The sequence below is a fragment of the Pseudomonas sp. GW821-FHT11G12 genome (assembly GCF_058808055.1).
Map to the genome: position 1 here is coordinate 261,019 of NZ_JBXARH010000010.1, position 24,774 is coordinate 285,792.

The 24,774-nt window shown below is 61.0% G+C and carries 26 protein-coding genes; 2 read left to right on the forward strand and 24 right to left on the reverse strand.

Features of this window, described 5'->3' with window-relative positions; all coding sequences use genetic code 11:
- Positions 1 to 191: 191 nt before the first annotated feature.
- The 13 genes from AC1RR7_RS25965 to AC1RR7_RS26025 form a co-directional block, all read right to left on the reverse strand.
- Positions 192 to 977, reverse strand: coding sequence for a TatD family hydrolase (locus AC1RR7_RS25965; RefSeq protein ID WP_085730469.1), 786 nt, complete (start codon positions 975 to 977; stop codon positions 192 to 194).
- A 15-nt stretch (positions 978 to 992) separates the two neighbouring features.
- On the reverse strand, positions 993 to 1,349 hold the full coding sequence (locus tag AC1RR7_RS25970; protein ID WP_085704734.1) for a PilZ domain-containing protein: 357 nt from the start codon (positions 1,347 to 1,349) through the stop codon (positions 993 to 995).
- 42 nt (positions 1,350 to 1,391) lie between these two features.
- On the reverse strand, positions 1,392 to 2,375 hold the full coding sequence (locus tag AC1RR7_RS25975) for a DNA polymerase III subunit delta' (protein ID WP_096820963.1): 984 nt from the start codon (positions 2,373 to 2,375) through the stop codon (positions 1,392 to 1,394).
- Entirely contained in the window at positions 2,368 to 3,000 is a 633-nt protein-coding gene (gene tmk, locus AC1RR7_RS25980) for a dTMP kinase (RefSeq protein ID WP_493158703.1), read from the reverse strand. Before tmk ends, AC1RR7_RS25975 begins: the two co-directional genes overlap by 8 nt.
- Before the next feature lie 19 nt (positions 3,001 to 3,019).
- Positions 3,020 to 4,201, reverse strand: coding sequence for an endolytic transglycosylase MltG (gene mltG, locus AC1RR7_RS25985; protein ID WP_493158704.1), 1,182 nt, complete (start codon positions 4,199 to 4,201; stop codon positions 3,020 to 3,022).
- Positions 4,202 to 4,204: 3 nt separating this feature from the next.
- Positions 4,205 to 5,020 (reverse strand): aminodeoxychorismate lyase, encoded by an 816-nt coding sequence (gene pabC, locus AC1RR7_RS25990; protein ID WP_493158705.1) that lies wholly within the window; start codon positions 5,018 to 5,020, stop codon positions 4,205 to 4,207.
- Positions 5,020 to 6,264 carry a beta-ketoacyl-ACP synthase II gene (gene fabF, locus AC1RR7_RS25995; RefSeq protein ID WP_007908259.1) on the reverse strand — a complete coding sequence of 415 codons (1,245 nt, stop codon included), beginning with the start codon at positions 6,262 to 6,264 and terminating at the stop codon, positions 5,020 to 5,022. The genes pabC and fabF overlap by 1 nt, the downstream gene beginning before the upstream one ends.
- A 108-nt stretch (positions 6,265 to 6,372) precedes the next feature.
- Positions 6,373 to 6,609 (reverse strand): acyl carrier protein, encoded by a 237-nt coding sequence (acpP, locus tag AC1RR7_RS26000; protein ID WP_003175607.1) that lies wholly within the window; start codon positions 6,607 to 6,609, stop codon positions 6,373 to 6,375.
- A 196-nt stretch (positions 6,610 to 6,805) separates the two neighbouring features.
- Positions 6,806 to 7,549: a 3-oxoacyl-ACP reductase FabG gene (gene fabG, locus AC1RR7_RS26005; RefSeq protein WP_007950790.1), complete on the reverse strand. Its 744-nt coding sequence runs from the start codon at positions 7,547 to 7,549 to the stop codon at positions 6,806 to 6,808.
- Between the two features lie 16 nt (positions 7,550 to 7,565).
- On the reverse strand, positions 7,566 to 8,504 hold the full coding sequence (fabD, locus tag AC1RR7_RS26010; RefSeq protein ID WP_096820958.1) for an ACP S-malonyltransferase: 939 nt from the start codon (positions 8,502 to 8,504) through the stop codon (positions 7,566 to 7,568).
- A 125-nt stretch (positions 8,505 to 8,629) separates the two neighbouring features.
- Entirely contained in the window at positions 8,630 to 9,640 is a 1,011-nt protein-coding gene (gene plsX, locus AC1RR7_RS26015) for a phosphate acyltransferase PlsX (RefSeq protein WP_074688106.1), read from the reverse strand.
- A gap of 4 nt (positions 9,641 to 9,644) precedes the next feature.
- Entirely contained in the window at positions 9,645 to 9,827 is a 183-nt protein-coding gene (rpmF, locus tag AC1RR7_RS26020) for a 50S ribosomal protein L32 (protein ID WP_003179396.1), read from the reverse strand.
- Between the two features lie 13 nt (positions 9,828 to 9,840).
- On the reverse strand, positions 9,841 to 10,368 hold the full coding sequence (locus AC1RR7_RS26025; RefSeq protein WP_003204262.1) for a YceD family protein: 528 nt from the start codon (positions 10,366 to 10,368) through the stop codon (positions 9,841 to 9,843).
- A gap of 106 nt (positions 10,369 to 10,474) precedes the next feature.
- Between AC1RR7_RS26025 and AC1RR7_RS26030 the strand changes: the two genes are divergently transcribed.
- Positions 10,475 to 11,053, forward strand: coding sequence for a Maf family protein (locus tag AC1RR7_RS26030; RefSeq protein ID WP_493073062.1), 579 nt, complete (start codon positions 10,475 to 10,477; stop codon positions 11,051 to 11,053).
- Between the two features lie 49 nt (positions 11,054 to 11,102).
- Here AC1RR7_RS26030 and sppA read toward each other — a convergent pair whose 3' ends face one another.
- From sppA to rluC, 3 genes are read right to left on the reverse strand one after another with little or no spacing between them, the layout of a single operon-like run.
- Positions 11,103 to 12,092 carry a signal peptide peptidase SppA gene (gene sppA, locus AC1RR7_RS26035; protein WP_102622535.1) on the reverse strand — a complete coding sequence of 330 codons (990 nt, stop codon included), beginning with the start codon at positions 12,090 to 12,092 and terminating at the stop codon, positions 11,103 to 11,105.
- A gap of 24 nt (positions 12,093 to 12,116) precedes the next feature.
- The gene (locus AC1RR7_RS26040; protein ID WP_273541418.1) at positions 12,117 to 12,779 is read right to left on the reverse strand and encodes an HAD-IA family hydrolase; all 663 of its coding nucleotides are present in this window, start codon (positions 12,777 to 12,779) and stop codon (positions 12,117 to 12,119) included.
- Positions 12,766 to 13,728, reverse strand: coding sequence for a 23S rRNA pseudouridine(955/2504/2580) synthase RluC (rluC, locus tag AC1RR7_RS26045; RefSeq protein ID WP_025113008.1), 963 nt, complete (start codon positions 13,726 to 13,728; stop codon positions 12,766 to 12,768). Before rluC ends, AC1RR7_RS26040 begins: the two co-directional genes overlap by 14 nt.
- Positions 13,729 to 14,425: 697 nt before the next feature.
- Between rluC and rne the strand changes: the two genes are divergently transcribed.
- The gene (rne, locus tag AC1RR7_RS26050) at positions 14,426 to 17,665 is read left to right on the forward strand and encodes a ribonuclease E (protein ID WP_493158706.1); all 3,240 of its coding nucleotides are present in this window, start codon (positions 14,426 to 14,428) and stop codon (positions 17,663 to 17,665) included.
- Positions 17,666 to 17,733: 68 nt separating this feature from the next.
- Here the strand turns inward: rne and AC1RR7_RS26055 are convergent, their stop codons facing one another.
- The 8 genes from AC1RR7_RS26055 to AC1RR7_RS26090 form a co-directional block, all read right to left on the reverse strand.
- Positions 17,734 to 18,330 carry a nucleotidyltransferase family protein gene (locus tag AC1RR7_RS26055; RefSeq protein ID WP_096820952.1) on the reverse strand — a complete coding sequence of 199 codons (597 nt, stop codon included), beginning with the start codon at positions 18,328 to 18,330 and terminating at the stop codon, positions 17,734 to 17,736.
- Positions 18,327 to 19,304, reverse strand: a complete 978-nt coding sequence (locus AC1RR7_RS26060; protein WP_493158707.1) for an XdhC family protein — start codon at positions 19,302 to 19,304, stop codon at positions 18,327 to 18,329. Before AC1RR7_RS26060 ends, AC1RR7_RS26055 begins: the two co-directional genes overlap by 4 nt.
- A complete protein-coding gene (locus tag AC1RR7_RS26065; RefSeq protein ID WP_493158708.1) occupies positions 19,304 to 21,625 on the reverse strand; it encodes a xanthine dehydrogenase family protein molybdopterin-binding subunit in 2,322 nt (773 codons plus the stop codon). Before AC1RR7_RS26065 ends, AC1RR7_RS26060 begins: the two co-directional genes overlap by 1 nt.
- Positions 21,622 to 22,092, reverse strand: coding sequence for a (2Fe-2S)-binding protein (locus tag AC1RR7_RS26070; RefSeq protein WP_493158709.1), 471 nt, complete (start codon positions 22,090 to 22,092; stop codon positions 21,622 to 21,624). The genes AC1RR7_RS26065 and AC1RR7_RS26070 overlap by 4 nt, the downstream gene beginning before the upstream one ends.
- Positions 22,093 to 22,338: 246 nt before the next feature.
- Entirely contained in the window at positions 22,339 to 23,358 is a 1,020-nt protein-coding gene (gene murB, locus AC1RR7_RS26075) for a UDP-N-acetylmuramate dehydrogenase (protein ID WP_493158710.1), read from the reverse strand.
- Positions 23,355 to 23,819, reverse strand: coding sequence for a low molecular weight protein-tyrosine-phosphatase (locus tag AC1RR7_RS26080; RefSeq protein ID WP_102622528.1), 465 nt, complete (start codon positions 23,817 to 23,819; stop codon positions 23,355 to 23,357). The genes murB and AC1RR7_RS26080 overlap by 4 nt, the downstream gene beginning before the upstream one ends.
- Entirely contained in the window at positions 23,819 to 24,583 is a 765-nt protein-coding gene (gene kdsB, locus AC1RR7_RS26085; protein WP_493158711.1) for a 3-deoxy-manno-octulosonate cytidylyltransferase, read from the reverse strand. Before kdsB ends, AC1RR7_RS26080 begins: the two co-directional genes overlap by 1 nt.
- Positions 24,580 to 24,765 (reverse strand): Trm112 family protein, encoded by a 186-nt coding sequence (locus tag AC1RR7_RS26090; RefSeq protein WP_003174668.1) that lies wholly within the window; start codon positions 24,763 to 24,765, stop codon positions 24,580 to 24,582. Before AC1RR7_RS26090 ends, kdsB begins: the two co-directional genes overlap by 4 nt.
- Positions 24,766 to 24,774: the final 9 nt, after the last annotated feature.

Consider the following 24,774-nt stretch of genomic DNA (forward strand, 5'->3'; position numbering starts at 1 on the left):
CAAATTTGTTTAAAAACCCCGACCGGCCAACTGGACTGAACGCCAGACTGATCAATACTTGAACTGTCGGGCGACATCTCCCCCAAGTGTCGCGCCGGTAAAGGTACCAAAGGACCGCGTGCCTTTGTTTTACTCCTAATGGTCTTAACCCGGATTCACCCCCCAGAACCCGGGTTTTTTTTGCCTGCGATTCAGGCTTTTACGTGCGCCAGCGGAAACAGTCGCTTGAAGTTCTCCGTGGTCTGCTCGGCAAAGCGCTCATAGTTCTCGCCCCGCAGCATCGCCAGAAACTCTGCCACTTCCCGCACGTATTGCGGCAGGTTCGGCTTGCCGCGATAAGGGATCGGCGCCAGGTACGGCGAATCGGTTTCCACCAGCAGGCGATCCGCCGGGACCTTGCTTGCCACATCGCGCAGCGCATCGGCATTGCGGAAGGTGACGATGCCCGACAGGGAAATGTAATAACCCATGTCCAGCGCCGCCTTGGCCATGTCCCAGTCTTCGGTGAAGCAATGCAGCACACCGGCCTGGGGCAGCGCAGCTTCGCGCAACAATTCAAGCGTGTCGGCGCGGGCGCCACGGGTGTGGATGATCACCGGTTTGCCGGTCTGCTGTGCGGCTTGCAGGTGCAGACGGAAAGACTCCTGCTGCAATTCGGCGGCTTCCGGCTCGTAGTGGTAGTCCAGACCGGTTTCGCCGATCGCCACCACTTTCGGGTGATTCAGTTCATGCAGCAGCCAATCCAGCGCCGGCGCCGCGCCCGGCTGCACATCCAGCGGATGCACGCCGACCGAACAATCGACGTCGTCGTAACGCTCAGCCAGGGCTTTGACGTCGGCGGCGTTATCGGCGCTGACGCCAATGCACAGGAAATGCCCGACGCCGCGCTGGCGGGCTGCATCCAGCGCGGCATCCAGGGAACCGTCGTGAACGGCGAGGTCGAGGCGATCAAGGTGACAATGGGAATCTACGAGCATAAAAAGGACTGCAACTTACATCGTATGAGTGGGACGGTCGGACTTCAGGGCTCCGGCCAGATGAGTTTCGATGCGACTGCGCGCGGTGTTGTCGCCATCGTTGAATTGCACGCCGACGCCGGCAGCGCGGTTGCCCTGGGCGCCTTTGGGGGTGATCCAGGCGACTTTGCCGGCCACCGGTATCTTTTCCGCCTCATCCATCAGGTTCAGCAACATGAACACCTCGTCGCCCAACTTGTAGCTCTTGTTGGTCGGGATGAACAAGCCACCGTTCCTGATGAACGGCATGTAAGCGGCGTAAAGGACGGACTTGTCCTTGATGGTCAGGGACAAGATGCCGTTGCGCGGCCCCGGGCTGACGGGTTCATTCATGTTGACCTCCACTGCTGATGTTCAGAGTCTAGGTACACATTCTTATCTTTGGCCAGGCAGACTCGCCCATTGCACCAACAACGCTTCCAGCAGCAACGCGGCATTGAGGTTGGCCTTGCTCAGGACTTTCTGGCGCTGGGCGAGAATCCAGTCCTGGATATCGAGGACTTTACGCTGGGCGCTTTTTTGCGCCAGGTACTGCACGACCTTGCGCATGTCGGTCAGGCCGAGGCCCGCTTCATCCTGGGTCAATTGATAGCGCAAGATCAGGCTCGACCAGTCGCAGAACCAGTCGAACAGGCGCAGCATCGGAATGTTTTTCCACTCTTCGGCCAGTTGAGTCGGCGATTGCTGCTGCTTGAGCAACTTCTTCACACCTTCGACAACCTGCGCGCGCTGTTCACGCACGCCCTGCCCCTGCAACGTGACGGCGGCCAACGGCGAGCCGGCGGCCAGGGTCAACAGCTCGACCCGTTCGTCTTCGGAGCATTCCGGCAATGCCTGAGCCAGCCATTGCAGGCTCATGGCCTCGCTCGGCAGCGGACAGGCCTGTTGCACGCAGCGGCTCTTGATGGTCGGCAATAGACGGCTCGGCTGGTGACTGACCAGCAACAACACCGTATTGCCCGACGGCTCCTCGAGGCTCTTGAGCAAGGCGTTGGCGGCGTTGATGTTCATCGACTCCACCGGCTCGATCAGCACCACCTTGCGACCGCCCAGTTGCGCGGTCTGCACCACGAAACTGACCAGATCACGCACCTGGTCGACCTTGATTGCCTTGTCGGCTTCTTCCGGTTCGAGGATGTAATTGTCCGGGTGGCTGCCGGCCTTGAGCAGCAGGCAGGATTTGCACTCGCCGCAGGCTTCAGGCGTCGGACGCTGGCACAGCAGACTGGCCATCAGCCGCTCGGCCAACGCGCGCTTGCCGATCCCGGCGGGACCGTGCAGCAGATACGCGTGGGCGTGCTGAGTGCGACCGGCCAGTTGCTGCCAGAGACTGTCCTGCCACGGATAGGCCTCAGCCACGGCACAGCTCCAGCAAGTTCGGAATCAGGGTATCCAGCGATTGTTGAACCTTGGCCAACGGCTGACCGGCGTCGATCCGCACGTAACGCGTAGGATCGGCCTCGGCACGCTTGAGGAAAGCACTGCGCACCGCCTCGAAAAACGCCCGGCCTTCCAGTTCGAAGCGATCCAGACGACCCCGGGCGCTGGCCCGGGCCAAACCGATTTCCACCGGCAGATCGAAAATCAGCGTCAGGTCGGGACGCAGGTCGCCCTGCACGAAAGTCTCCAGTGCAGCGATACGCTCCAGCGACAAACCACGACCGCCACCCTGATAGGCGTAAGTCGAATCGGTGAACCGGTCGCACAAGACGACGGCACCACGGGCCAGCGCCGGGCGAATGACTTCAGCCAGATGCTGGGCACGGGCGGCGAACACCAGCAGCAGCTCGGTGTCCGGGTTCATCACTTCGTCGACCGGGGCCAGCAACACCTCACGAATACGCTCGGCCAGCGGCGTACCGCCGGGCTCGCGGGTCAGCACCACTTCGATACCGGCGGCGCGCAGGCGCTCGGCGAGGTATTCGCGGTTGGTGCTCTTGCCGGCGCCTTCCGGGCCTTCCAGGGTAATAAACAAGCCAGTCACAGGCAGTCCTTAATCAAAGTCATTGCGCGGTTTGCGGTGCGGCCGCTTCGGTTTCCGGAGTCGGCGCGGGCTCCTGGGCAGGAACCTGCGGCAACGATTCTGGCGCAGTGTCGGGTGATGCGGCAGGAGCGGCTTCCCCGGTTGTCGGAGCGGCTTCCGGTGTCGAAGCCGGCGCCGGGCTCGAACGGTAATCCGAGCGCCGTTTGAGCTGGAACTCACGCACCGCACTGTTGTGCGCATCGAGGTCGTCGGAGAACACATGGCTGCCATCGCCACGAGCTACAAAGTAGAGGCTGGTGCCTTCCACCGGGTTCAACGCGGCGTGAATCGCCTCGCGGCCAACCATCGCAATCGGCGTCGGCGGCAGCCCCGGAATCACATAAGTGTTGTACGGCGTGGCTTCCTTGAGATGCGCACGAGTCAGCTTGCCGTTGTAGCGATCACCCAGGCCGTAGATCACCGTCGGGTCGGTCTGCAACTGCATACCCAGCGCCATGCGACGTACGAACACGCCGGCAATCTGGCCACGCTCCTGCGGAACGCCGGTTTCCTTCTCCACCAGTGACGCCATGATCAGCGCCTGGTAAGGCTCGGTGTAGGGGGCATCAGTGGAGCGGTTTTCCCATTCCTTGGCCAGTACTTCGTCGAGGCGGTCGAACGCCTTTTTCAGCAGCTCGGTATCGGAGACCCCGCGCACGAATCGGTAGGTATCAGGGAAGAACCGACCTTCGGGAAACAAGCCCTTGTGGCCGATTTTGGCCATCACATCGCTGTCGCTCAGACCGGTCAGGGTCTGCTCGATCTTTTCGTCTTTCGACAAAGCGGCGCGCACCTGATGGAAGTTCCAGCCTTCGACGAGGGTCAGGCTGTACTGAACCACTTCGCCACGCTTCCACAGATCGATCAGACCCTTGACGGTCATGCCCGGCTGCATGCGGTACTCGCCCGTGTGAATCGGGGTGCCCGTCAGATTGAAACGCCAATATATGCGTAGCCAGAAAGCGTCCTTGATCACGCCATCGGCTTCAAGTCCGAGAAGGGTGCGGGTCGGCGTGGAACCCTTGGGCACATCCAGCAGTTCTTCCTGCGTGATATTCAGAGGCTGTTCCAGTGCCGAATGAATCTTCCAGGCGCTGGCGCCCAGCAGCAGCCCTGCCAGAACCAGTCCGGTTTCCAGCAGCAGCAAAAGTTTACGTCTCACGAATCAGGCATCCAGTAGCGTGCGGGCAATGGTTTGCAGTTTACGGGTGAGCGGCCCAACCGGCCAGCTCAGTGCAGCGTACGCGCGTACCGGCCAGACGCCATACACGCTGTTGCAGACAAAGACTTCATCAGCCCATTGCAGCTGATCAAGGCTGATATCGGTGATTTGCACGGGGATACCCGATGACGCTGCCTGAAACAATAGTTCGGCGCGCATCACACCGGCCACCCCGCAGCGTTTCAGATCCGCCGTGACCAGCACGCCATCGCGCACCAGAAACAGGTTGCTGAACACGCCCTCGATCACACGACCCGCCTGGTCGAGCATCAAGCCTTCGGCGTGCTCGCTGTCTTGCCATTCGGCGCGAGCGAGGACTTGTTCCAGACGATTGAGGTGCTTGAGACCTGCCAGCAAGGGCTGGACAGATAAACGCGTCGTACACGGAAACAGGCGAACGCCTTGCTCGCCATGGACGGCAGGATAAGCAGCAGGAGGATTGCCTTGCAGAATGCGTCGGCCCGGCGCCGAAGGATCCGGCGCATAACCGCGCAAACCGTCGCCACGGGTGAGGATGAGCTTGAGCACACCCTCGCCCATGGCCGCCGCATAGGCTTGCAGCTCGCTACGGATCAGCTCGATGTCGGCCGCGATGGCCAGGCGTGAACAGCCTTCGGCCAGTCGCGCCACGTGACGCTCCAGCAGCAAAGGCTGGCCGTTACGCACGGCGATGGTCTCGAACAGACCGTCGCCGTAAGCCAGGCCGCGATCTTTCAGCGACAGAGTGTCAGCCGGTTGACCGTCGACCCAGCAGTCCATCAGCCGGCGAACCGACGGAACGCCAACGTGCCGTTGGTGCCGCCAAACCCGAACGAGTTGGACAACACGACATCGATGTCCATGTTGCGCGCAGTGTGCGGCACGAAGTCGAGATCGCAGCCTTCATCCGGCTCATCGAGGTTGATGGTCGGCGGCGCCACCTGGCTGTTGATCGCCAGCACGCTGAAGATCGCCTCAACCGCGCCCGCAGCACCCAACAGGTGGCCGGTCATGGACTTGGTGGAGCTGACCGCCAGTTTGTAGGCGTGATCACCGAACACCGACTTGATCGCGTTGGCTTCGGCGAGGTCGCCGGCCGGCGTCGAAGTACCGTGAGCGTTGATGTATTGCACTTGATCGACGTTGATCTTCGCGTCACGCAGCGCATTGGTGATGCAACGCGCAGCACCGGCGCCATCGGCAGGTGGCGACGTCATGTGGAACGCATCGCCACTGGTGCCGAAACCGATCAGCTCGGCGTAGATGGTCGCGCCACGGGCCTTGGCGTGCTCGAGTTCTTCGAGCACCAGGGCGCCGGCGCCGTCGGACAGGACGAAGCCATCACGGCCCTTGTCCCACGGACGGCTGGCACGGGTCGGTTCGTCGTTGCGGGTCGACAGTGCACGGGAGGCGCCAAAGCCGCCCATGCCCAGACCGCACGCGGCCATCTCGGCACCGCCGGCAATCATCACGTCGGCTTCGTCGTACATGATGTTGCGGGCCGCCATGCCGATGCAGTGCGTACCGGTGGTACACGCTGTGGCGATGGCGTAGTTAGGCCCCTGTGCACCCAGGTGGATGGACAGGAAACCGGAAATCATATTGATGATCGAGCCAGGCACAAAGAACGGAGAAATCCGGCGCGGGCCGGTTTCGTGCAGGGTGCGACTGGTTTCTTCGATGTTGGTCAGACCGCCGATACCCGAACCCATGGCCACGCCAATGCGTTCACGGTTGGCATCGGTGACTTCCAGGCCAGCATTGCGTACGGCTTGAAAGCCGGCCGCCAGACCGTACTGAATGAACAGGTCGAGCTTGCGCGCTTCCTTGACCGACAGGTATTCCTCGACATTGAAGCCCTTTACCGAGCCGCCAAAGCGGGTGGAATAGGCAGAAAGGTCGGTGTGTTCGATCAGACCAATGCCACTGCGGCCAGCCAGAATGCCCTGCCAACTGCTCGGCACATCCGTGCCCAGTGGCGACAACATACCCATACCGGTGACTACGACGCGTCTACGCGACACAGCACTCTCCTTTTTCAAATGACGACTTTGCATCAGGCCTAAAGAAAAAACCGCACGCCATGATGGCAGTGCGGTTTTTCCATGACAGCAAGCAACGATTACAAACTATTACGCCTGGTGGCTAGTAACGTAGTCGATTGCAGCTTGTACAGTAGTGATCTTCTCAGCTTCTTCGTCAGGGATTTCGGTCTCGAATTCCTCTTCCAGAGCCATCACCAGCTCAACGGTGTCAAGGGAGTCGGCACCCAGGTCTTCTACGAAGGAAGCGGTGTTTACCACTTCTTCTTCTTTAACACCCAGTTGCTCGGCAACGATTTTCTTGACGCGCTCTTCGATGGTGCTCATACCTTGTTTTCACTCCTAATGGACAAATTCAGGCAGCTGGCCAGTGGGTAAGTGTATAGAAAGACTTTTCAGCTTTTCAACTGAAAGCTTCACTCCTCAAACCCTGCGACCCTCTGCCTATAAATAGATTGCAGCTTTATAACGGATTTTAGACAGCTCGTATGACATTTTTTTGAAGCAATCCGTCACATTTGAATTACATGTACATCCCGCCGTTAACCGGGATTGTAGCCCCGGTCACGTATGCCGCACCGTCGGATGCAAGAAAAGCGACCACGGACGCGATCTCTTGAGCTTGTCCCAGACGGCCCAGCGGAATCTGCGTCTGCAAGGCTTCACGCTGTGCTTCAGGCAGCTCGCGGGTCATATCGGTGTCGATGAACCCTGGGGTCACCGAGTTGACCGTAATCGAACGCGAACCGACTTCACGCGCCATGGCACGGCTGAAACCTTCCAGACCGGCCTTGGCGGCTGCATAGTTTACTTGGCCTGCGTTGCCCATGGCACCCACCACCGAGCCAATACTGATAATTCGACCCCAACGCGCCTTGGTCATGCCGCGCAGAACGCCCTTGGACAGGCGATACAGACTGTTCAGGTTGGTATCGATCACGTCGTACCACTCGTCGTCTTTCATGCGCATCATCAGGTTATCGCGGGTGATGCCGGCATTGTTGACCAGGATCGCGACCGGAGCACCGAACTGCTCCTGGATGCTTGCAAGCACCTTGGTGACCGATTCGTCACTGGTGACGTTCAGTTCGAAACCTGCGCCCTGAATGCCGTTTTCCTTCAGGGTCGCAGCAATGCGCTCGGCGCCGGAAGCGGAAGTCGCGGTGCCAACAACGATGGCGCCCTGACGACCCAGTTCCAGTGCGATAGCCTGGCCGATACCACGGCTTGCGCCGGTGACCAGTGCAACTTTACCTTGCAGACTCATGCAAGTTTCTCCTGATTCAGACAATCGCTGCACGAGCGGCAGCGAAAGCGTCTGGGGTATTGAGGTTGGAAGTCGAAACGCCTTCGGCGCAACGTTTGTTCAGACCGGCAAGCACTTTGCCAGGGCCGCACTCGACCAGATTGGTCGCGCCTTTCGCTGCCAGAGTCTGTACGGACTCGACCCAGCGAACCGGCTTGTAGAGTTGTTCCAGCAGATCACGTTTGAGGGTTTCCAGATCCGCCGGCACCTGAGCGCTGACGTTCTGCACCACAGGGATCTGCGGCGCCTGCCAGTCGATGGCAGCGATGGATTCGGCAAAGCGCTCGGCAGCCGGACGCATCAGTTCGCAGTGCGATGGCACGCTGACCGGCAGCGGCATGGCACGCTTGGCGCCACGGGCCTTGCAGCCTTCGATGGCGCGCTCGACGGCAGCCTTGGCACCGGCGATCACCACCTGGCCCGGGGAGTTGAAGTTCACCGCGCTGACCACGTCGCCTTGCGCCGCTTCGGCACAGGCTGCCAGCACGTCGGCGTCTTCCAGACCGAGGATGGCAGCCATGCCGCCCTGCCCGGCCGGAACGGCTTCCTGCATCAGCTGGCCACGGCGCTCGACGAGCTTCACCGCGTCCGCCAGGCTCAGGCTGCCCGCAGCGACCAGCGCGCTGTACTCACCCAGGCTGTGACCGGCAACAAACGCCGGGCGCGCACCGCCTTCCGCCAGCCACAGACGCCACAGGGCGATCGAAGCGGTCAGAATGGCCGGTTGGGTTTTGTCGGTTTGATTGAGCAGCTCTTCCGGACCCTGCTGGGTCAGCGCCCACAGGTCGTAGCCCAGAGCATCGGATGCTTCTTTGAAAGTTTCGAGGATCAGCGGATGTTGCGCGCCCAGCTCGGCCAGCATGCCGAGGGACTGCGAACCCTGTCCTGGAAAGACGAATGCGAGGGAAGCAGACATGTAACAAGCCCCTAATGATCTTGTCGTCGGAAAAATGGCATCCCGCTAGAGGGACGCAAGAAACTGACAGTTGGATGGCCCTTTGAACCGGGCGGTCACATTTAAGCATTGTCCGACGAAAACGCCTAAGACAACAAATCCTCCAGACGGCCGTGCAGGCGCTCGGGAAGATTCTCCTGAATCTCGATCAACGCCCGCTGAATGGCGCTCTGAAACCCCTGAACCCCGGCGGAACCGTGACTTTTCACCACAATCCCCTGCAGGCCAAGGAAGCTTGCACCGTTATGCCGCGCAGGCGCCAGATCAGCCTGCAGACGCTTCATCAAGGGCAGCGCCAGAGCGCCGACAGCGCGGGAGGCGAGGTTTTTCTTGAACAAGGCCTCGATGCGCGCCGCGATCATCGTCGCCAGGCCTTCGCTGGACTTGAGCAGAATGTTGCCGACAAAACCGTCGCAAACCACCACATCCGCCTCGCCGCGATACAAGCCGTCGCCTTCGATGAAACCGATGTAGTTAATGCCCCGGGCCGCCTGCAACAACGTCGCAGCCAGCTTGACCTGCTGATTACCCTTGATGTCCTCGGTGCCAATGTTCAGCAACGCGACACGCGGGCGGGCAATGCCCAGCGTTTGCGCGGCCACAGACCCCATCACAGCGAACTGCAACAGATGCTCGGCGCTGCAATCGACGTTGGCGCCCAGATCGAGCAACTGGCAATAGCCCTTCTGCGTAGGGATCGCCGCGACCATGGCCGGACGATCAATCCCCGGCAGTGTCTTGAGCACAAATCGCGACAGCGCCATCAGCGCACCGGTATTGCCGGCACTGACACAGGCCTGAACCTTGCCATCACGCAGCAATTCGAGGGCGACACGCATCGACGAGTCCGGCTTGCCACGCAGAGCCTGGGCAGGTTTTTCGTCCATGGTGATGACTTCGGACGCCGGAACAATCGTCAGGCGCGCGCGATCGGCAGCCGATTGGCCGGTGATCAATTCTTCAAGAAGGGAGGGTTGACCGACGAGGGTCAGGTGCAGCGAGGGTGTAGCAGAAAGGCAAGCAAGGCTGGCCTGAACAATGCTGCGGGGACCGAAGTCCCCGCCCATTGCGTCAATCGCGATGACTTGAGCGGACAAGTGATTACTCGTCAGCGCCCTTGTCGATCACTTTACGGCCACGGTATACGCCTTCTGGCGATACGTGGTGACGCAGGTGAACTTCACCAGTGGTTTTTTCTACAGACAGGGTGCTAGCCTCGAGAGCGTCGTGCGAACGGCGCATGTCACGGGCAGAGCGGGATTTTTTGTTCTGCTGAACAGCCATAATTGATTAACTCCTAAACGTTTGGGTCACGCTTTAACTGCGCCAATACACTGAACGGGTTGGACCGCGTTACCTCGTCCTCGCTCGGTTCGGGCTCATCTGCTCCCGCCGGCTGCTGGCATTCTTCCGGATGATGAGCAGGCACAATGGGCAAGGCGAGCAGAAGCTCCTCCTCGATCAGTGACTGCAGATCCAATGGATCTTCGCCCAGTTCCAGCACGTCATAACCTTTCGGTAACGACTGGGTATTCGCACCCTCCTTCACTACAGCGTAACTGCATTCGCTGTGGATCGGCAGGGTGACCAGCTCAAGACAACGCTGGCAAACCATTTTGACTTCGGTGTCGATAAAACTGTGGATCACCACAGATTTACGTTCATCTCGTTCAAAAACGAATTTAGCCTGCACCGTACCGACATCGTCGGAAAGCGGGTCGCAGAGTCTCTTCAAATCGGCCAGCAGCAGTTCACCTTGAAGGGTGGTGCCACGGTCAGCCAATTTGCGCGGGTCAACGTGAGGTGGAATCGGGTCATTCAACATAGGCGCAGCATTATAGGGATGCACCCGCCCATGTCAAAGGAAATTGCGCCCTGTCCGTCACTTACGCGGCTCCGCTAGAATCTGCCACCTGCCTCTGGAGATGCGAATGCTGCCTTTATTACTCGCTTCAAGCTCGACCTATCGTCGGGAATTGCTCAATCGCCTGCGCTTACCGTTCGTCTGCAGCTCACCGGATATCGACGAAAGCCATCGCCCGGACGAGTCGGCAATCGACCTGGTCAAACGCCTCGCCGAACAGAAAGCCCGGGCACTGGCCGACAGCCACCCTGCCCATTTGATCATCGGCTCCGACCAGGTTGCCGTACTCGGCGAACGCATCATCGGCAAACCACACACCTTTGAAAACGCCCGCGAACAACTGATGGCCGCCAGCGGCGCCAGCGTGACCTTCCTCACCGGCCTGGCCCTGCTCAACAGCCAGACAGGCCACTGCCAGGTCGACTGCGTGCCTTTCACCGTGCACATGCGCGTACTGGATCAGGCCCGCGTCGAGCGCTACCTGCACGCTGAGCAACCCTACGACTGCGCCGGCAGCTTCAAGGCCGAAGGACTGGGCGTGAGCCTGTTCCAGTCCACCGAAGGCCCCGACGCCACCAGCCTGATCGGCCTGCCGCTGATTCGCCTGATCGACATGCTGCTGGCGGAAGGCGTACAAATTCCCTGACCCATAAAAAACCGGCCACGAAGGCCGGTTTTTTTTATGCATCAAGCGATCAACGCAACGATGGCCCGTGGAAACCCATCCACATTGCCAACTGCTCGGCCACACTGGCGCCCAGCTTTTTCGAGAAACGATCGAACGGCGATTCCTGAACGGTGAAATCCACCAGCTCCTTTTCGCCAATCACGTCACGCGCCACCGAACTGGCATTGCCCAGACCATCGATCAACCCCAGCGGCAACGCCTGCTCGCCAGACCAGACCAGCCCGGAGAACAGCTCCGGATGCTCCTTGTCTTTCAGGCGATCACCACGCCCCTGCTTCACGCTGTTGATGAACTGCTTGTGCGTGGTATCCAGCACACTTTGCCAGAACGCCGTCTCTTCCGGCTTCTGCGGCTGGAACGGGTCGAGGAACGACTTGTGCTCGCCAGAGGTGTAGGTGCGACGCTCGACGCCCAGCTTCTCCATGGTGCCGACAAAGCCATAACCGGCCGCAGTCACACCGATAGAGCCCACCAGACTCGCCTTGTCGGCGTAGATCTGATCCGCAGCGCTGGCGATGTAATAGGCCCCGGAGGCACCAAGATCGGAAATCACCGCATACAACTTGGTATCCGGATGCAGACCACGCAGGCGCTTGATCTCGTCATACACATAACCCGACTGCACCGGACTGCCGCCAGGGCTGTTGATGCGCAGGATCACACCCTTGACCTTCTTGTCCTCGAACGCTGCCCGCAGACTGCCGACGATATTATCGGCACTGGCCGGCTCTTTGTCGGCAATCATGCCGGTGACGTCGATCAGCGCGGTGTAGTTCGGACCGCGCGTGGCGCTTTTTTCCATGTCCATCAATGGCGTGAACAGGATCAGCGCAACAAACAGGTAAACAAACGTCAGCAGCTTGAAGAAGATCCCCCAACGCCTGGAACGACGCTGCTCTTGCACACCGGCCAGCAGGGTCTTTTCCAGCAGCTTCCAGCTTTTCGCGTCACCGTCGTCGGCAGTTGCCTTGGCCGGTGCTTTCCATTCGTCGGTCATGCCATCCACCCCAGCAAAAACGTATTAAGCCTGCTGCGCGAGCCAGGCATGCAATTCACAAAATCGGTCAATCGACAGACGCGGCTCGAACTGCTGCAGCGATTCGATCGATTGCGCGCCATAACTGACCGCCACCGAATCCATCCCCGCATTGCGCGCCATCAACAGATCGAAGGACGAATCACCGACCATCAGCGCTTGCTCGGCACGCACACCGCAATGCGCAAGGATCTGCTCCAGCATCAGCGGATGCGGCTTGCTCGCCGTTTCATCGGCGGCACGGGTGATATCGAAATAATCTTCCCAGCCATTGGCCTTGAGCACCCGATCCAGCCCGCGACGATTCTTGCCGGTCGCGACTGCCAGGTGATAGCCCTGCTCGCGAAAGGACGCCATCGACTCGACTACGCCCTCGAACAACGGCGAAGGCACGGCCTCCGCGGCGATGTAGTGATCCGCGTAATACTCGCGAAACAAGATCATTTCGGCATCGCTGATGTCCGGATACAAGGTGCGGATCGCCTCGGGCAAGCCCAGACCGATGATGCCTTTGACGGCAAAATCATCACGCAACTCGAAACCTGAACGCCCGGATGCCGAGTGCATTGCCTCGACAATCCGATGAATGGAATCGGCCAGCGTACCGTCCCAATCAAAAATCAGCAGCTTGTAATCAGATGGGCGCACTCAATCGCTCCACAGTCTTGGCCCACATTTCATCGACCGGTGCCTGCAACTTGAGCTCACCGCCATCGGGCAGCGGCACGGTCAGCATGTAGGCGTGCAGGAACAGGCGCTTGCCGCCCAGATCACGGATTTCCTTGCTGAAACTGTCATCGCCGTATTTGGTGTCACCCGCAATGCAGTGCCCGGCGTGCAATGTGTGGACGCGGATCTGGTGCGTACGACCAGTGATCGGCTTGGCTTCGATCAGAGTGGCAAAATCGCCAAAGCGACGCAGGACCTTGAACACGGTCACAGACTCCTTGCCCTCCTCCTCGTCGACCTCGACCATGCGCTCACCGGAGCGCAGATTGCTCTTGCCGAGCGCCGCACGGACTTGCTTGATCGAGGTCGCCCAATTGCCGCGAACCAGTGCCATGTAGCGCTTGTCGACACCGTCACCGCGCAACGCGGCATGCAAGTGACGCAACATGCTGCGCTTCTTGGCGATCATCAGCAGGCCGGAGGTATCACGATCGAGACGGTGAACCAGCTCGAGCTCCTTGGCATCGGGGCGCAACTGACGAAAGGCTTCGATAACGCCGTAATTCAAGCCGCTGCCACCGTGAACCGCAATGCCGGCGGGCTTGTTGATCACGATCAGGGCTTTGTCTTCGTAGACAATCGAGGCTTCCAGGCGCTGCAACAGACCTTGGGCCAAAGGCACCGGTTCGTCACGCTCAGGCACGCGAACCGGCGGCACGCGCACGATATCACCGGCCTGCAGCTTGTATTCGGGCTTGATCCGACCTTTGTTAACCCGCACTTCGCCTTTGCGCAAAATGCGGTAAATCAAGGTCTTGGGCACGCCTTTGAGCCGGGCGAGGAGGAAATTGTCGATTCGTTGGCCGGCATATTCCGGCGAGACCTCAAGCAATTGAACGCCTGGAGTCGAAGGGGCAGTAGTCGTCATGGCGCGGATGATAACAATTTTTATGGAATTGAAGCACTTAATCATTGCTGCTATAGTCGCGAACGCCGCCAAAAGCGGCCTGGACAGCGGAACCACGGTCAAAAACCGGCCCTGACCAACGCAATTCACCAGGACGCGAGGCCGTCCTACGGGGCTTTCGCTACGTAACGGTGGAGTTTGCAGCTGTAACAAGCGCAGGTGACATGAGGCCTGAATCACGCCGCAAAGCAGAGTTTTGACTCGCCACGCGAGCCATATTCACGGCCAGTTCACAAAGTGCAGTCAGCCGCGGATGACCCCGAGCGAAAGCGCCGGAAACACCGCCTGAATTAGCCATGATGCGTGACCTCCCCTTTCGGAGCTCACGGTAAATGCCAACCCGCTGCGGATTCTGCGCGCGGCAGCACCCGAATTATCAGGGATACGTGTAGGGTGGAGATGCACAACCGCTGGACTGTGTAGCAACAGGCTTTATCAAGACGCTTCATCTCGTCCACAGCCGCGGTTGATTCCTCCTCCTGACTGAGTGCTTAAGTAGCCACAGCAAGCAGGACGCGTACGTCGCGATAACGGCCCAATTGGCCGGACATCGCTGGACACGGGAATGGCCAACCACTCCCGACGCACCTGACACCGACCGTGAGAAGTCGTGTGTGCCGAACGCCGTTTCCGGCAGCCCGGAAACCGACGGTACTACATGAAAAGAATGCTGATTAACGCAACTCAACCCGAAGAGTTGCGTGTTGCACTGGTAGATGGCCAGCGCCTCTACGACCTGGACATCGAATCCGGTGCACGCGAGCAGAAAAAGGCCAACATCTATAAAGGCCGTATCACTCGCATCGAACCAAGCCTTGAGGCTGCCTTTGTCGATTTCGGCTCCGAGCGCCACGGCTTCCTGCCCCTCAAAGAAATCTCCCGCGAATACTTCAAGAAAGCCCCCGAAGGCCGCGTCAACATCAAGGACGTCCTGAGCGAAGGCCAGGAAGTCATCGTTCAGGTCGAAAAAGAAGAACGTGGCAACAAGGGCGCAGCCCTGACCACCTTCATCAGCCTGGCCGGTCGTTACCTCGTTCTGATGCCGAACAACCCGCGTGCCGGCGGCATCTCCCGTCGCATCGAAGGCGAAGAGCGCAACGAGCTGCGTGAAGCGCTGAACGGCCTGGTTGCTCCAGCCGACATGGGTCTGATCGTGCGCACTGCCGGCCTTGGCCGCAGCAGCGAAGAAATGCAGTGGGACCTCGATTACCTGCTGCAACTCTGGACCGCGATCAAGGAAGCGTCGCTGGATCGTTCCGCGCCGTTCCTGATCTACCAGGAAAGCAACGTCATCATCCGCGCCATCCGCGATTACCTGCGCCAGGACATCGGCGAAGTGCTGATCGACAGCGTTGAAGCCCAGGACGAAGCCCTGACCTTCATCCGCCAGGTGATGCCGCAGTACGCCAGCAAGATCAAGCTGTACGAAGACAGCGTTCCGCTGTTCAACCGTTTCCAGATCGAAAGCCAGATCGAAACCGCTTTCCAGCGCGTCGTCGAACTGCCTTCCGGCGGCTCCATCGTCATCGATCCGACCGAAGCCCTGGTGTCCATCGACATCAACTCGGCGCGCGCCACCAAAGGCAGCGACATCGAAGAAACCGCCCTGCAGACCAACCTTGAAGCGGCTGAAGAAATCGCCCGTCAGTTGCGCCTGCGCGACATCGGCGGCCTGATCGTCATCGACTTCATCGACATGACCCCTGCCAAGAACCAGCGCGCCGTGGAAGAGAAAGTCCGCGAATGCCTGGAAGCCGACCGCGCCCGTGTGCAGATCGGCCGCATCTCGCGCTTCGGCCTGCTGGAAATGTCCCGTCAGCGCCTGCGTCCTTCGCTCGGCGAAAGCAGCGGCATCGTCTGCCCGCGCTGCAGCGGCACCGGCATCATCCGTGACGTCGAATCGCTGTCCCTGGCGATCCTGCGCCTGATCGAAGAAGAAGCCCTGAAAGACCGCACCGCTGAAGTTCGCGCTCAAGTGCCGATCCCGGTGGCTGCGTTCCTGCTCAACGAAAAACGCAACTCGATCACCAAGATCGAACTGCGCACCCGCGCTCGCATCGTCATCCTGCCGAACGATCACCTCGAAACCCCGCATTTCGAAGTTCAGCGTCTGCGTGACGACAGCCCGGAAGCCGCGACCAACCAGTCCAGCTACGAAATCGCTGCCGCTGCCGCCGACGTCGAAGACGTTCAGCCAGCCGCCGCGACCCGCACCCTGGTTCGCCAGGAAGCTGCGGTCAAGACCGCTCCGGCCCGCGCCAACGCTCCGGTTCCGACCGAAGTCGCCGCTCCGGCTCCAGCCCCTGCTCCGGTTGCCGCACCAGAGCCAAGCCTGTTCAAAGGCCTGGTGAAATCGCTGGTCAGCCTGTTCGCTACCAAAGAAGAGCCAGTTGCTCCGGTCGTGGTTGAAAAACCTGCCGCCGAGCGTCCGGCCCGCAATGAAGAGCGTCGCAACGGTCGTCAGCAGAGCCGCAACCGTAACGGTCGCCGCGATGAAGAACGCAAGCCGCGCGAAGAACGTGCCCCACGTGAAGAGCGCGCACCGCGCGAGCCGCGTGAAGAGCGTCAGCCTCGTGAAGCCCGTGAAGTCCGCGAGCCACGCGAGCCCCGTGACGAAGCACCGGTAGCCCGTGAAGAACGCGCACCACGCGCCCCTCGCGAAGAACGTGCACCACGTGCTCCGCGCGAAGATCGCAAGCCGCGTGGCGAGCGTGAAGAGCGCGTACGCGAACTGCGTGAACCTCTGGATGCCGCACCAGCCGCTGCTGCCGCTGTTGCTGTAGCCGCCACTGAAGAGCGCCCGACTCGTCAGCCGCGTGAAGAGCGTGCACCACGTCCACCGCGTGAAGAGCGTCAACCGCGTGCCGAACAAGCCGCTGCTGCCGTAGCTGAAGAAGAAATCACCACCAACGAAGAGCAACTGCCGGAAGACGGTTCGGAGAACGCCGAAGGCGATCGTCCACGTCGCCGCTCCCGTGGTCAGCGTCGTCGCAGCAACCGTCGCGAGCGTCAGCGTGATGCCAACGGCAACGTGATCGAAGGTTCGGAAGAATCCGAAACCGGCGAAAACGCCGAAGCACCAAGCACTGCCGACCTGGCTGCTGGCCTGGCTGTGACTGCCGCTGTTGCCAGCACCGTGATCAGCGCTCCGGCCGAAGCTCAGGCCCACGAGCAAGCTGAACGCGCCACCGCTGCAACGCTGGAAACCGCTCCAGTAGAAGCGCCGGTTGTTGAAGCAACCACTCCAGTAGAAGCGGCTGCTGCTCCGGAAGTCGAAGTGGCTCCGGTTCGCGAAGCTCAGCCACAGGTTGAAGTCGCTGCCGAACCTGCCGTGGCCTTCGAAGCACCGGTCGTTGTTGAAGCATCGGTTGTCGAAACCGTCGCTGAAACCGTGACCGAAACCGTGCGTGAAGTTCGCGAAGAACAGACCGCTTTCAACTGGGTGGCCGAGCCGGTTGTCGCTGAAACACCAGCGCCAGTGGTTGAAGCGCCTGTTGTTGAAGAAGCCAAGGCTGCCGAGCCAGTGGTTGTTGCTGAACCGGCACCGGTCGTTGAAGCTCCGGTCGTAGAAGCGCCAGTCGTAGCCGAAGCACCAGCCCCTGTGGTTGAAGCGGCTCCAGTCAGCGCCCTGACGCCAAGTGGCCGCGCGCCGAACGACCCACGTGAAGTGCGTCGCCGCAAGCGCGAAGAAGAGCGTCTGCAGAAGGAAGCCGAACTGGCTGCCGCTGCCGCCGCTGCTACTCCAGCTGCCGAAGTGGTCGAGGCAGCCCCTGCCCCGGTCGCTGAAGAAGTTGCCGTTGAAGCCGTGATTGCCGAAGCACCACGTTCCGTTCAGGACGCGGTCGAGCATCACGAACAGGCCCAGGAAAAAGAACACGAGCCTAAACCTCTCGTCTGATTCCGACCGCCAATGAAAAGCCCCGCCTGGTGATCCAGGCGGGGCTTTTTTATGCCTTGCGATTTGTATCAGGCCGGCGGAAAAACCAACGCCTGGGGCACATCGATATCCCACAGGACGCCAGGATCATCCACGACTACCTCAACCACCCGCCCCTGCTTGAACAAAGGCCTGGCCCCACGATCACCGGACAACGCCATCAACCCGGACCCAAATGTTCGACCAAATCCAACTGGATGCCCGTATTCACCGTTGAGCACCGGCACACTGACCGCATCGTCGGCAATCGCCGCCACCACCCGCTCAATGCTCGACGGCAGGATGAACGGCATATCGCCCAGCACAATCAGCCAGCCATCCAGATCCGGGCAAGCCGCGACACCCGCCGCAATGCTGTCACCCATCCCCGTGGACTCGATCGAGACAACATCACACCCGTAAGCCTGCGCCATGCGCATCGCCTGCGGCCGCGCTTCGGTCGTCACCAGCACTCGCTTGTCGAGACTCGCCGGCAGGTTCACCAGCGTCTGCTCGATCACCGAACGCACAGCCCCGTCGCGCCCCGTGCAATCGGCCAGAAGCTTGTCTTTGTCGGCACCCGCCACCTCGCGGAAACGGCTGCCCTCGCCTGCCGCCAGCACAATCACTCCGATGGATCGACTCATGCGCACTCTGCCTTCTTATGCTTCAACTCGACACCATTCTTGATCGCGACGATTTCCGCCAGCAACGACAACGCGATTTCCGCCGGGGAATGACTGCCGATCGGCAGACCGATCGGCCCGTGCAATCTTGCAATGGCCGCTGGCGACAAGCCTAGCTCAGCCAGATATTCCCGGCGCTTGAGGCTGTTGACGCGCGAGCCCAGGGCACCAACGTAAAACGCCTTGGAATCCAGCGCCGTGAGCAGCGCCATGTCGTCCAGGCGCGGATCGTGGGTCAGGGCAACGATGGCAGTGCGTTCGTCGGTCTGAATATTCAGCACCGCCTCATCCGGCATGCCCGGGACAAAGCGGCCATGCTGCTCTTCCCAGTCATAAACGAATTCGGTGCGGGGATCGCAGATCAGCACTTCGAAATCCAGCAGCCGCGCCATTTCTGCCACATAGCGCGACAACTGTCCGGCACCGATCAGCAGCAGACGCCAACGCGGGCCGTAGATGGCGCGCAAGGTCTTGCCGTCGAAAGCCAATGCATCCGCTTTGCTCGCCGGCGAAAGAATCACTTCACCGCTTTCAAGATTCAGCTCGCGGGCAACGATTTCGTGAGCCTCACAACGAGCCAACAACTCGGCGACCCATGCCGGATCGCCGACTCGCTCTTCGGTCAGACGCAAGGTGCCGCCACAAGGCAGGCCGAACCGCGCCGCCTCCTCCCGCGTCACGCCATAGGTGATCAACTGCACCGGCGGCCCGTCGGCGGGAATCCGCCCGTCATGCAACCGGGCAATCAGATCGTCCTCGACACAACCGCCAGACACCGAACCGATGACCACGCCATCCTCGCGCAATGCCAGCATCGCGCCGGGCGCCCGGGGCGCAGTGCCCCAGGTCTGCACCACCGAAAACAACACCACCCGCTGCCCGGCGCGGCGCCATTCGAGCACGCTGCGCAGGACATTGAGATCGGCGCTGTCCATCACGCTTGCGCCTTTTGCCAGCCCTGCAACTGGTAACGCACCGGCAGGTTACGGATGCGCTGGCCGGTCGCGGCGAAGATCGCATTGCACAGCGCCGGCGCAATCGGCGGCACGCCCGGCTCACCGACACCGCCCAGCGGCACTTCGCCCGGCGGCGTCACCAGATGCACCGCGACTTCCTTCGGTGCCAGCGACATGCGCGCCACTTCATACATATGGAAGTTGTCTTGCTGCACCTTGCCGTCCTTGAAACTGATTTCACCCCACACGGCATTGCCCAGGCCCATCACACAGGCGCCTTCGAACTGCGATCGGATCCGCTCCGGGTTGATCTGCGGCCCGCAATCCACCGCGATATCAGCCTTGTGCACGATCAGCGTGCCGTCGTCCTTGACCTCGACTTCGATCACCGCTGCCACATAAGTCACGAAGCTGTAATGCACGGCTAATCCGAGACCACGGCCCTTGGGCAATTTCCGCCCCCAACCGGCGGCCTTGGCCGCGGTTTCCAGCACGGTGCGCATACGCCCGGTGTCGATCGGATAACGCTCGGGGGATTCGCCGTAGTTCCATTCTTCACTGAGCGTGCGCGGGTCGATCTGCCGATCCGGGCCGAGCAATTTGATCTGGTACTTGAGCGGATCTTCCTTGGCCTTGTGCGCCAGTTCGTCGACGAAGCTCTGGATCGCGAAGCCATGGGGAATGTTCGACACCGAGCGATACCAACCCACACGCGTATGAACCGTGGCTTCAGGGTTTTCCAGACGTACGTTGGGAATCGCATAAGCCATGTTGGTGAAACCCATGCCCAGCTCGAACGCGGCTTCGTGATTCATGCCCGGTGCGAACAGCGCCGTGATGCTCGGCGCCACCGTGCGGTGCAGCCAGGCGGACGGCAAGCCATCCTTGCCCACGCCGGCCTTGAGGTATTCGGCGGACACAGTGTGGAAATACGAGTTGTGGATGTCGTCTTCCCGAGTCCACTGGACCCGCACTGCCTTGCCGGGGAACTCCTTGGCGAGGACTGCGGCTTCAACAACGAAGTCCGGTTTGGACTTGCGGCCAAAACCACCGCCGAGCAGTGTCACGTTGAAGGTCACGTTATCGAACGGCAGACCGAGGCGTTCGGCGATTCGCTCACGGGTGACCTGCGGCGCCTGACTCGGCGCCCAGGCCTCGCACACGCCCTCTTTATAGCGAGCGATGGCCACCATCGGCTCCATCGGCGCCTGTGCCAGATGTGGCAAGTAGTAAGAAGCTTCCAGGGTGCTGGCAGCGCTGCCGATGGCCTTTTCGATGTCGCCGGTGTTGCGCACTACCTTGCCCGGCTTCAGCGAAGCGGCTTCGATCTCCTTGCGATAGGCAACCGAGTCGTAACTGGCGTTCGGGCCGTCGTCCCATTCGATCTTCAGCGCCTCGCGGCCCTTGAGCGCCGCCCAGGTGTTGCTGGCCACGACGGCCACGCCGCCCAATGGCTGGAATTCCGACGGCAGCGGACGCGGTTCGATCTGAATGACTTTCAGCACACCCGGTACTTTCAGCGCGGCGCTGTCATCCACCGACTTGACCTTGCCGCCGTACACCGCAGGGCGGGCGATCACGGCGTACAGCATGCCGTCGAAATGCACATCGGCTCCGTACACGGCGCGACCGTTGACGATGTCATCGCCATCGATGGCCTTGGTGCCTTCCTTGCCGATGTAGCGGAATTCCGACGGCTGCTTGAGCCGCAGGCTGTCACGGCCCGGAACCGGCAACGCACTGGCCGCTGCAGCCAGCTCGCCGTAGCCCAACTCGCGCCCGGACGGTGTGTGAATGACTTTGTGCAGTTGCGCGCGGCACTCGCTGACCGGCACTTTCCACTGCGCGGCCGCAGCCTGCTCAAGCATGGTCCGGGCAGCGGCGCCGCAACGACGCATCGGTTCGTACCAATGGCGCATGCTGCGCGAGCCGTCGGTGTCCTGGTTGCCGAAACGCACTTCGTCGCCCGGCGCCTGTTGAACCTTGACGTGGGCCCAGTCGGCCTCAAGTTCATCGGCGACCACCATAGTCAGGCTCGTGCGCACGCCCTGGCCCATTTCCGAGCGGTTGCAGACCACGGTCACCGTACCGTCGGCGGCAATGCTGACGTAAACCTTCGGATCGTCGATCCAGCCGTTGGGCATGCCATCGGCACCGAATTTCTTCGGTTTGTCTTCGGCCAGCGCATCCTGCCAGCCCCAACTCGCGGCAAGCACCAGCGCACCCGTGGCACCGACACCCTTGAGGAAGCCCCGACGACTCAGGTTGCTCAGGGCGAAATCGTTCGGTAAGCGGCTCATGCCTTGACCTCCTTCAAGTGAGTGGAAGCCTGGCGGATGGCGGTCTTGATTCGGTTATAGGTGCCGCAGCGGCAGATATTGCCGACCATCGCCTCTTCGATCTGCTCGTCGCTCGGGTTCGGGTTGGTCTTGAGCAACGCGGTGGCAGACATGATCTGCCCACCCTGACAGAAACCGCACTGGGCCACGGCGGTGTCCAGCCAGGCCTGCTGGACGATCTGGCCAATCGAATCGGCGTGCAGGTTGTCGATGGTGGTCACATTCTGCCCGGCCACCGAGCCGATCGGCGTGATGCAACTGCGCGCCGGCGAGCCGTCGATATGAATGGTGCAGGCGCCACACAGGCCCATGCCGCAGCCGAACTTGGTGCCGTTGTAACCGGCGACGTCACGGATCGCCCACAGCAGGGGCATGTCCTCGGTGACATCGAGTGGATGATCTTGACCATTGAGTTTCAGGGTAATCATGGGCACGCCCGCATATTCGTGGAGGTTATGGGGTCGAGCAATCTGCCGCCGGAAAATCAGCGGTGGGTTCACGCAGATCGACTCAGGCTAATGAGGCTCTCTTGTGCCGACAGGAACGTCTGCACCGGGCCTTTGGTGGAGCAAAGGGTTGTATCGTTAGCTCGCTAAGTTAACCCGGGATTAACAAAAAAGCCCTGCACTTTTTAAATAGTGCAGGGCTTTGGATTCAGCCTTGAAAGCGTAGCCTCAATAACGGTTGGGCTCCATTTCCAGCTCGACATTGAAACGTTCTGCAATGTCTTTCTGGATACGTTGCGCCAGATCGAGCAGTTGCAGCCCGGTCGCCGCGCCGTAGTTGACCAGCACCAGCGCCTGCAATTTATGCACGCCGGCATCGGCCTCACGGAAACCTTTCCAGCCCGCCCGCTCGATCAACCAGCCCGCCGCCAGCTTCATCTGCCCGTCCGGTTGCGCGTAGGCCACCAGATCCGGGTGCTGCCCCTTGATCTGCGCGACCACCGCCGCTGACACCAACGGGTTTTTGAAGAAGCTGCCGGCATTGCCGAGCACCGCCGGGTCCGGCAGTTTCTCGCTGCGGATGCTGCAAATGGCGCGGCTGACATCCGTTGGCGTCGGCTGCTCGATGCCCTGCTCGGTCAGGCGCTGACGCACCGGGCCGTATTCCAGGTGCAGATGCGCGACTCGATTCAGTTCGAATCGCACCCGCAGGATCAACCAACGACCCGGCTGCTGCTTGAACACGCTGTCGCGGTAGGCGAAGTTGCACTCTTCCAGACAGAAGTCGCGCAACTCGCCGGTCTGGCGATCCAGCGCTGTCAGGCCGGCGAACACGTCCTTGATCTCGACACCGTAGGCACCAATGTTCTGCATCGGCGCAGCGCCGACGGTGCCGGGGATCAGGCTGAGGTTTTCCAGCCCCGAAAAACCCTGCGCCAGCGTGTGCTGGACAAATGGATGCCACGGCTCGCCAGCCTCGGCCTCAATCACCACGCGGTTGCCGTCATCACTGATGACGCGAATGCCACGGCTGGCCATGCGCAGCACCAGTGCCGGAATGTCCGCCGTCAGCAGCAGATTGCTGCCGCCACCGATGACCAGCAACGGCACATCGTGGGCGGTCGCATAAGCCAGGGCTTCGCGCACATCGGCGTCACTGTGGGCTTCGGCAAACAGTTGCGCGCGAACGTCCACACCAAAGGTGTTGAACGGCTTCATGGAAACCTGAGGGTGTACCTGCAAACTCATAACCGGCCCTTCACTTCGATCAGCAACCGGTCGCAGGCGCGCTCGATCAAATCCAATACCTGCTCGAAACCCTGATCGCCGTCGTAATACGGATCCGGCACTTCATCGACTTCGCCTTCATAACGGCGCAGGAACAAGTCCAGCTCAGCCTTGCCGGTAGACGGTTGCAAGGCCTTGAGGTTGCGCAGGTTGCTGTTGTCCATGGCGAGGATCAGGTCGTAGCTGGCGAAATCGGCGCGGCTGACCTGCTGAGCGCGTTGCGCCGACAAGTCGTAACCACGCAGTTTGGCCGCTGCCTGACTGCGCTTGTCCGGTGGATTGCCGACGTGCCAGTCGCCGGTACCGGCAGAGGCCACTTCGACCTGAGCCGCCAATCCGGCCTCACGCAGTTTGGCGCGCATCACGCCTTCGGCGGTGGGCGAGCGGCAGATGTTGCCCAGGCACACGAACAGAACGCGCATCAGGCCTCCAGCAGGCGACGGACGCGCTCGAGGTCTTCGGCGGTGTCGACTCCGGTTGGCGGCGCGATCAATGCGTCAGCCACGTGAATCCGCACGCCGTGCCACAGGGCACGCAACTGTTCGAGGGATTCGGTGTTTTCCAGCCAGCACGGGCCCCAGCTCACGAAGTCCTGGAGGAAGCCTGCACGGTAGGCATAGATGCCGATGTGGCGGCGATACGGCACGCCTTCCGGCAGCACGTCGCGGTTCTTGGCGAACGCATCGCGGGCCCACGGCAACGTCGCACGACTGAACGTCAGCGCCAGACCGTTGAGGTCGCTGACGACCTTGACCACGTTCGGATTGAACAGGGTTTCCACGTCCTCGATCGGCTCGGCCAGGGTGGCCATGCGCGCTTCGGTGTGGGCCGCAAGGTTGGCGGCAACCTGGTCGATCACGCTTGGCGGGATCAGCGGTTCGTCACCCTGCACGTTGACCACGATGGCATCCGGCTCAAGGCCCAGTTTCGCAGCCACTTCGGCCAGGCGGTCGGTGCCGGAGTTGTGATCTTCACGGGTCAGCACCACTTCGGCGCCGAAAGCCTTGCAGGCCTCGACGATGCGCGCATCGTCGGTGGCCACGACCACGCGACTGGCGCTGCTTTTGCTGGCCTGTTCCCAGACGTGCTGGATCATCGGCTTGCCGGCGATATCCAGCAGCGGTTTGCCCCGCAGACGGGTCGAGGCGTAGCGCGACGGGATGACAACGGTGAAGGCTGTGGTCATTTATCCAGACGCTCGTCGGTGGTCAGGGTGCGGGCTTCGCTTTCCAGCATCACCGGGATGCCATCACGGATCGGGTACGCCAGGCCGGCGCCCTTGCTGATCAGTTCGGTCTTGTCGGCGCTGAGCTTGAGCGGGCCTTTGCAGATCGGGCAGGCGAGGATGTCGAGCAATTTGGTGTCCATGAACATTCC